Source organism: Methylocaldum sp. RMAD-M (assembly GCF_017832375.1).
Classification (GTDB): Bacteria; Pseudomonadota; Gammaproteobacteria; order Methylococcales; family Methylococcaceae; genus Methylocaldum.
In genome coordinates this window covers 22,859-29,221 of record NZ_JAFIBZ010000045.1, presented here as the reverse complement: position 1 = coordinate 29,221, position 6,363 = coordinate 22,859, and the positions used below count along the sequence as shown (strand labels likewise).

The following is a 6,363-nucleotide window of genomic DNA, read 5'->3' as shown; positions in this document are numbered from 1 at the left end:
ATCGCGCCGATCGCGATGGAGGAAGGCTTGCGCTTTGCGGTACGCGAAGGCGGCCGGACCGTCGGGGCCGGTGTCGTGTCCAAGGTGTTGGAGTAATTCTGTGCAAAAACAGCGAATCAGGATCCGTCTGAAGGCGTTTGATCATCGACTGATCGATCAGTCTGCCAGCGAAATCGTTGAAACGGCCAAGCGAACCGGTGCCCAGGTTTTGGGACCGATCCCCTTGCCGACCAAAAAAGAGCGCTACACCGTTCTCATCTCGCCACACGTCAATAAAGACGCGCGCGACCAATACGAACTGAGGACCCATAAGCGTTTGATGGACATCGTTGAGCCGACGGATAAAACGGTTGACGCTTTGATGAAGCTCGACCTTGCTGCCGGCGTAGACGTACAAATAAAGTTGAATTGACGTATTTAGGAGCGATCGATGGCGTTAGGTTTGGTTGGGCGGAAGTGCGGCATGACCCGTATTTATGCCGAAGACGGCTCCGCAGTGCCGGTTTCCGTAATCCATGTGGAGCCGAATCGCGTCGTGCAGGTCAAGGCATTGGATACAGACGGTTACCGGGCGATTCAGGTGACCGCTGGGGTTAAGAAGAGGTCCCGTTTGTCCAGGCCGGAGGCCGGGCACTACGCTAAGGCGGGTGTCGAGGCTGGGCGCGGTTTATGGGAATTTCGTGTAGAAGAGGGCGATGCGGGTCAATACTCGGTGGGCTCCGAGGTGGGCGTAGACATTTTCCAGGAAGGGCAATACGTCGATGTTCAGGGTATGAGTATCGGTAAAGGTTTTGCGGGTGTGGTTAAGCGTCACAACTTCAGAACCCAGGATGCTACGCACGGAAACTCGTTATCGCATCGTGCGCCGGGTTCTATCGGTCAGAACCAAACGCCTGGTCGCGTTTTTAAAGGCAAACGAATGGCCGGACACCTTGGTAGTGTCACGACCACCGTGCAAAGTTTGAAGGTGTGCGCGGTTGATAAGGAGCGCTCGTTGCTTCTGATCAAGGGGGCTGTGCCAGGCGCGAAAGGTGCCGAGGTCTTAATTAAGCCGGCTGTTAAGAAGTAAAGAGGGTAATATGGGGTTGCAGATTCCATCGGCTGTCGATGGCGGCACGCCGCTCGAAGTCTCCGAGGCAGTGTTTGGGCGGGATTACAATGATTCTCTTGTTCACCAGCTAGTAGTTGCGTATTTCGCTGGAGCTCGATCCGGTACAAAAGCGCAAAAGACGCGCTCAGAAGTTAGCGGCGGCGGTGCGAAGCCGTGGCGACAAAAAGGCAGTGGTCGTGCTCGTGCCGGTACAACTCGAAGCCCTCTCTGGCGTACGGGCGGTGTTACATTCGCAGCGCGTCCCCGGTCCTATGAACAGAAACTGAACAAGAAGATGTACCGGGCTGCTATGCGGTCGATTCTGTCCGAGCTGTTGCGTCAAGGGCGGTTGTATATCAGCGATGATATTCATCCTTCGGCTCCTAAAACAAAGGAGTTTCTTCAGAAGCTTCAAGGTCTCGGATTTAAGCGAGGGTTGGTTGTTACCGATGCGCTTGATGAAAACTTGTTCTTGGCTGCGCGGAATCTCCAAGACGTGTTGGTGTGCACTGCCAGCTCCGTGAATCCGGTGGCCCTCGTACATAGCGAGAAAGTGATTTTGACGTCACAAGCAGCAAAGCAACTTGAGGTCGGCCTAGCATGAGACAGCTGGAACTAATGAGCGTCATCGAGGCGCCAATTATTTCGGAAAAGAGCACTGCGGCCGCTGAAAAAGCAGGTCAGGTTGCTTTTCGTGTAAAACGGACCGCGAGTAAACCTCAGATTAAAGAGGCCGTTGAACTCATGTTCAATGTTAAGGTGGCCTCGGTTCATGTCCTGAATGTGGGCGGAAAAGTTAAGCGATCCGGGCGGTTTATAGGTAAACGTTCCGACTGGAAAAAAGCGTACGTGAAACTGAAGCCGGGATTCGATATCGATCTGTCCGTAGCGTAGGAAAAACGCGAGAACATAGAACAGTAAATAATTGCGGGAATTTCAGATGGCGCTAATTAAATCGAAACCCACCTCGGCCGGTTCACGGTTTGTGGTTCGAGTACGGACAGAAGGTCTTCACAAGGGGAAGCCTTATGCAGGTCTCGTCGAAAAAAAGACGAGAAATTCCGGTCGAAACAATCAAGGCCGAGTGACGACGCGTCATAAAGGCGGCGGCCACAAAAAGTTTTATCGTGTGATCGACTTTAAACGGGACAAGCTGGAGATACCCGGCCGAGTTGAGCGTATAGAGTACGATCCGAATAGAACAGCTCATATCGCGCTCGTGGTTTACAAAGATGGCGAGCGGCGATACGTCATTGCGCCCAAAGGGGTGACCGTCGGGGCCGAGGTTGTCTCATCGGAGTATGCGCCCATACGCCCTGGCAACTGTTTACCGATTAGAAACATCCCCATTGGTACGCTGATTCACTGCATCGAGCTCAAGCCGGGAAAAGGTGCTCAGCTAGCACGTAGCGGAGGTGCGTCCGCGCAACTCGTTGCAAAAGAGGGTGCGTACGCAACTATCCGCCTGCGGTCGAGCGAGATGCGCAAGGTGCTTGCCGAATGCAAAGCCGTGATCGGTGAAGTTTCAAATCACGAACATAACTTGATTTCTTTAGGTAAGGCTGGAGCTACCCGATGGCGCGGTATTCGGCCTACCGTGCGCGGCGTGGCGATGAATCCCGTCGACCACCCGCACGGCGGTGGTGAAGGTAGAACTTCTGGTGGCAGACACCCGGTATCTCCATGGGGTGCGCCAACCAAAGGGTATAAGACGCGAAACAACAAACGCACCGACGCCATGATCGTGCGGGGTCGTAAGCAAAAATAGATATGAGAGGTAGAAGACGTGCCACGTTCGATTAAGAAGGGACCGTTTGTCGATTATCACCTACTTAAAAAGGTAGCGGACATGGGGCAGTCTGGGGCGAAAAAGCCCATAAAGACTTGGTCTCGCCGTTCGATGATCATCCCTGAGATGATCGGATACACCTTGGCGGTACACAATGGCCGCCAACACGTTCCAGTGCTCGTGACCGACAACATGGTGGGGCACAAGCTTGGAGAGTTTGCCCCGACTCGAACGTACAAAGGCCATCAAGCCGACAAGAAGACAAAGTGATTGGAGGCGGTGAAACATGGCAACGGTAGCGAAGCTAAACAATACGCGCGTATCTGCTCAAAAGTGCAGGTTGGTGGCCGATCAAATTCGGGGACTGAGGGTCGACAAGGCGATCGATTTACTCAGCTATAGCACGAAGAAATCTGCGCGAATTTTAAAGAAAGTGCTGGAATCTGCGATAGCGAACGCCGAGCACAACGACGGCGCCGACGTGGACGAGTTGTTAGTCAGTGTGATCGAAGTGGCCGAGGGCCCTACGCTGAAGCGCATGTCGCCACGTGCCAAGGGGCGTGCTAATCGTGTCCTCAAGCGTACATGTCATATAACGATTCACGTCTCAGAGCATCGATAAAGGATATTTATGGGGCAGAAAGTTCATCCGACCGGGATACGGCTCGGCTACATCAAAGATTGGACCTCTCGCTGGTACGCGTCCAGCAAGGACTACTCGGCGTTTCTCTTCAACGACTTGAAGGTACGGGAGTTCCTAAAAAGGAAACTTGGACACGCATCGATCAGCCGTGTCCAAATTAACCGGCCGGCGAACAATGCGCATATCACCATCCACACGGCAAGACCTGGTCTAGTCATTGGAAAGAAGGGTGAGGATATCGATGCCTTGCGTCGAGAGTTGTCATCGATGATGGGCATTCCCGTTCAGGTAAGTGTAGAGGAAATTCGTAAACCTGAACTGGACGCTCAACTCGTGGCGGAAGGCGTTGCCCAGCAGTTGGAAAAGCGAATCATGTTCCGGCGTGCGATGAAGCGCGCCGTGACCAACACTCTTCGGCTTGGTGCCGAAGGAGTGAAAATTAACGTAAGCGGGCGGCTGAACGGCGCAGAAATTGCACGTAGTGAGTGGTACCGCGAGGGACGTGTTCCTCTTCACACCTTTCGTGCCGATATCGACTATGGGTTCGCCGAGGCGAAGACAACTTACGGAGTCATCGGAGTGAAAGTGTGGATTTTCAAGGGCGAGGTTTTTTCAACCGGAGAAAGCGAATCCAAAGGCGTCGCTTCATCTGAGGTATAACCGGGGCTAGTAGACCATGTTGCAGCCGAAGAGAACGAAATATAGAAAACAGCAGAAAGGCAGAAACACAGGCCTCGCCACCAAAGGTAACCGGGTCAGTTTCGGCGAGTTTGGTCTGAAGGCCGTGGAGAGGGGAAGGATCACTGCGAGGCAAGTTGAAGCCGCGCGCCGTGCTATCACACGACATGTTAAGCGTGGTGGAAAGATGTGGATTCGCGTATTTCCCGATAAACCGATATCGAAAAAGCCGCTCGAAGTTCGAATGGGGAGTGGAAAAGGAAGCGTGGAGTACTGGGTCGCGGAGATAAAGCCTGGCACGATGCTTTACGAGCTTGAGGGAGTGAGCGAAGAGTTAGCGCGTGAAGCGTTCGAGCTTGCCGCAGCTAAGCTTCCGATAAAGACAACTTTTTCGTTTCGGACGGTCATGTGATGAAAGCCAGCGAACTTAGATCGAAAACCGAGGGCGAACTTAAAGAAATGCTGCTCGAACTTCACCGAGAGCGCTTTAACCTCAGGATGCAAAAGGCTACCGGTCAATTAACCAAATCGGATCAACTGCAAGGGATTAGGCGGGACATCGCCAGGGTAAATACGGTTCTAACCGAAAAGAGCTTTTCAGTATGAGCGAAACAGTCAAGACGTCCCGTACCATCACGGGAAGAGTTATCAGCTCCAAAATGGATAAGACGATCACGGTTCTGGTGGAGCGGTTGGTATCTCATCCAGTTTATGGAAAGTTCGTACGTCGAACGAGCAAGGTGTTGGCCCATGACGAGAATAACGAGTGTCACGAGGGTGACGTCGTAGTTGTTTCTTCCTGCCGTCCGCTATCGAAGAAAAAGGTTTGGATGCTGGACAGAGTGGTCGAGCGGACTAAATGACAACGAGAAGGGCAACGGCAATAAATAAGGGGTATCGAAGATGATTCAGATGCAAAGCAACCTGGATGTGGCTGATAACAGCGGCGCTAAAAAGGTCATGTGCATCAAGGTGCTCGGTGGTTCGCATCGCCGGTATGCAAACATCGGCGACATCATCAAGGTTAGCGTTAAGGATGCTATTCCTCGCGGACGCGTTAAGAAAGGCGAGGTTTACAATGCCGTGGTTGTGCGGACAAGAAAAGGCGTTCGTCGGACAGATGGATCGGTTGTCCGGTTCGACGGCAATGCGGCAGTGTTGCTTAACAATCAGCATCAACCCATCGGCACGCGCATTTTCGGGCCGGTTACGCGAGAACTGCGGTCCGAAAAGTTCATGAAGATCATTTCGCTCGCACCTGAAGTACTTTAACGAGGATCCTTGCGTCATGCGAAAGATTAAGAAAGGCGATCAAGTTGTAGTGCTCACCGGGAAAGACAAAGGGAAGCGGGGTGCGGTCTTGTCGGTGTCCTCGGACGATCGGGTCGTCGTCGAAGGTATCAACCTGGTTCGGAAACACCAAAGACCGATTCCGATGAGGGGAATAAATGGCGGAATAGTTGAAAAGGCTATGCCGATTCACCGGTCTAATGTGGCACTGTATAACCCGGGAACAAACAAACCCGATAAAGTGGGCTTTAAGCTTTTGGCCGACGGTAGAAAGGTTCGTTATTTCAAGTCCACGAACGAAGTTATTGACGTTTGATTTTGCGGATAACAGAAATGGCTAGGCTTCAATCTATTTACAAAGAACAGGTAGTTCCGCAGCTGATCAAGCGATTTAACTACCAATCGGTAATGCAAGTTCCGCGACTGGAAAAGATCACCCTTAATATGGGAGTAGGCGAAGCCGTAGCCGACAAGAAGATACTCCAGAACGCGATGGAAGACCTGCAAAAGATCTCCGGCCAAAAACCCATCGTAACGATCGCCAGAAAGTCAATCGCCGGGTTCAAGATCAGAGAGGGCATGCCCATAGGCTGCAAAGTAACGCTGCGGCGTGATAGGATGTATGAATTTTTGGATCGGCTTGTCAATATAGCGATACCGCGGATTCGAGATTTCCGCGGATTGAGCCCAAGGTCATTCGACGGTCGTGGCAACTATAGCATGGGTGTCCGGGAGCAGATCATCTTCCCCGAGATTGATTACGACAAAATCGACGCTATACGCGGTATCGACATAACCATTACGACTTCGGCTGGCAGCGATGACGAAGCCCGTGCGCTGTTGGAGCAGTTTAAGTTTCCGTTTAGAACATAG

Annotated in this window: 15 protein-coding genes; all 15 read left to right on the top strand. The window is 52.3% G+C overall.

Going from position 1 to position 6,363, the window contains the following annotated elements; translation table 11 throughout:
* Positions 1-96: hypothetical protein (locus tag JOD69_RS23345; protein ID WP_210024335.1), on the top strand; the 96-nt coding region annotated here is incomplete at its 5' end.
* A 4-nt stretch (positions 97-100) separates the two neighbouring features.
* Positions 101-412 carry a 30S ribosomal protein S10 gene (gene rpsJ, locus JOD69_RS23340; RefSeq protein ID WP_026609162.1) on the top strand — a complete coding sequence of 104 codons (312 nt, stop codon included), beginning with the start codon at positions 101-103 and terminating at the stop codon, positions 410-412.
* An 18-nt stretch (positions 413-430) separates the two neighbouring features.
* Positions 431-1,069 carry a 50S ribosomal protein L3 gene (rplC, locus tag JOD69_RS23335; protein ID WP_086135207.1) on the top strand — a complete coding sequence of 213 codons (639 nt, stop codon included), beginning with the start codon at positions 431-433 and terminating at the stop codon, positions 1,067-1,069.
* A 10-nt stretch (positions 1,070-1,079) separates the two neighbouring features.
* On the top strand, positions 1,080-1,694 hold the full coding sequence (gene rplD, locus JOD69_RS23330) for a 50S ribosomal protein L4 (protein ID WP_077731315.1): 615 nt from the start codon (positions 1,080-1,082) through the stop codon (positions 1,692-1,694).
* Positions 1,691-1,984, top strand: coding sequence for a 50S ribosomal protein L23 (rplW, locus tag JOD69_RS23325; protein WP_086135208.1), 294 nt, complete (start codon positions 1,691-1,693; stop codon positions 1,982-1,984). The genes rplD and rplW overlap by 4 nt, the downstream gene beginning before the upstream one ends.
* A 46-nt stretch (positions 1,985-2,030) precedes the next feature.
* Positions 2,031-2,858 (top strand): 50S ribosomal protein L2, encoded by an 828-nt coding sequence (rplB, locus tag JOD69_RS23320; protein ID WP_077731313.1) that lies wholly within the window; start codon positions 2,031-2,033, stop codon positions 2,856-2,858.
* Positions 2,859-2,876: 18 nt separating this feature from the next.
* Positions 2,877-3,149 carry a 30S ribosomal protein S19 gene (gene rpsS, locus JOD69_RS23315; protein WP_077731312.1) on the top strand — a complete coding sequence of 91 codons (273 nt, stop codon included), beginning with the start codon at positions 2,877-2,879 and terminating at the stop codon, positions 3,147-3,149.
* Positions 3,150-3,165: 16 nt separating this feature from the next.
* Complete coding sequence (gene rplV, locus JOD69_RS23310) at positions 3,166-3,501, top strand: 50S ribosomal protein L22 (protein WP_077731311.1); 336 nt, start codon at positions 3,166-3,168, stop codon at positions 3,499-3,501.
* Positions 3,502-3,510: 9 nt separating this feature from the next.
* Positions 3,511-4,182, top strand: coding sequence for a 30S ribosomal protein S3 (rpsC, locus tag JOD69_RS23305; protein WP_077731310.1), 672 nt, complete (start codon positions 3,511-3,513; stop codon positions 4,180-4,182).
* A 16-nt stretch (positions 4,183-4,198) separates the two neighbouring features.
* Positions 4,199-4,612 (top strand): 50S ribosomal protein L16, encoded by a 414-nt coding sequence (gene rplP, locus JOD69_RS23300; protein ID WP_077731309.1) that lies wholly within the window; start codon positions 4,199-4,201, stop codon positions 4,610-4,612.
* Positions 4,612-4,806: a 50S ribosomal protein L29 gene (rpmC, locus tag JOD69_RS23295; protein WP_077731308.1), complete on the top strand. Its 195-nt coding sequence runs from the start codon at positions 4,612-4,614 to the stop codon at positions 4,804-4,806. The genes rplP and rpmC overlap by 1 nt, the downstream gene beginning before the upstream one ends.
* Positions 4,803-5,063 carry a 30S ribosomal protein S17 gene (rpsQ, locus tag JOD69_RS23290; protein ID WP_086135209.1) on the top strand — a complete coding sequence of 87 codons (261 nt, stop codon included), beginning with the start codon at positions 4,803-4,805 and terminating at the stop codon, positions 5,061-5,063. Before rpmC ends, rpsQ begins: the two co-directional genes overlap by 4 nt.
* A gap of 40 nt (positions 5,064-5,103) precedes the next feature.
* Entirely contained in the window at positions 5,104-5,472 is a 369-nt protein-coding gene (gene rplN, locus JOD69_RS23285) for a 50S ribosomal protein L14 (RefSeq protein ID WP_077731306.1), read from the top strand.
* A 16-nt stretch (positions 5,473-5,488) separates the two neighbouring features.
* Positions 5,489-5,806, top strand: a complete 318-nt coding sequence (gene rplX, locus JOD69_RS23280; protein ID WP_077731305.1) for a 50S ribosomal protein L24 — start codon at positions 5,489-5,491, stop codon at positions 5,804-5,806.
* Positions 5,807-5,823: 17 nt separating this feature from the next.
* Positions 5,824-6,363: a 50S ribosomal protein L5 gene (gene rplE / locus JOD69_RS23275; protein ID WP_077731304.1), complete on the top strand. Its 540-nt coding sequence runs from the start codon at positions 5,824-5,826 to the stop codon at positions 6,361-6,363.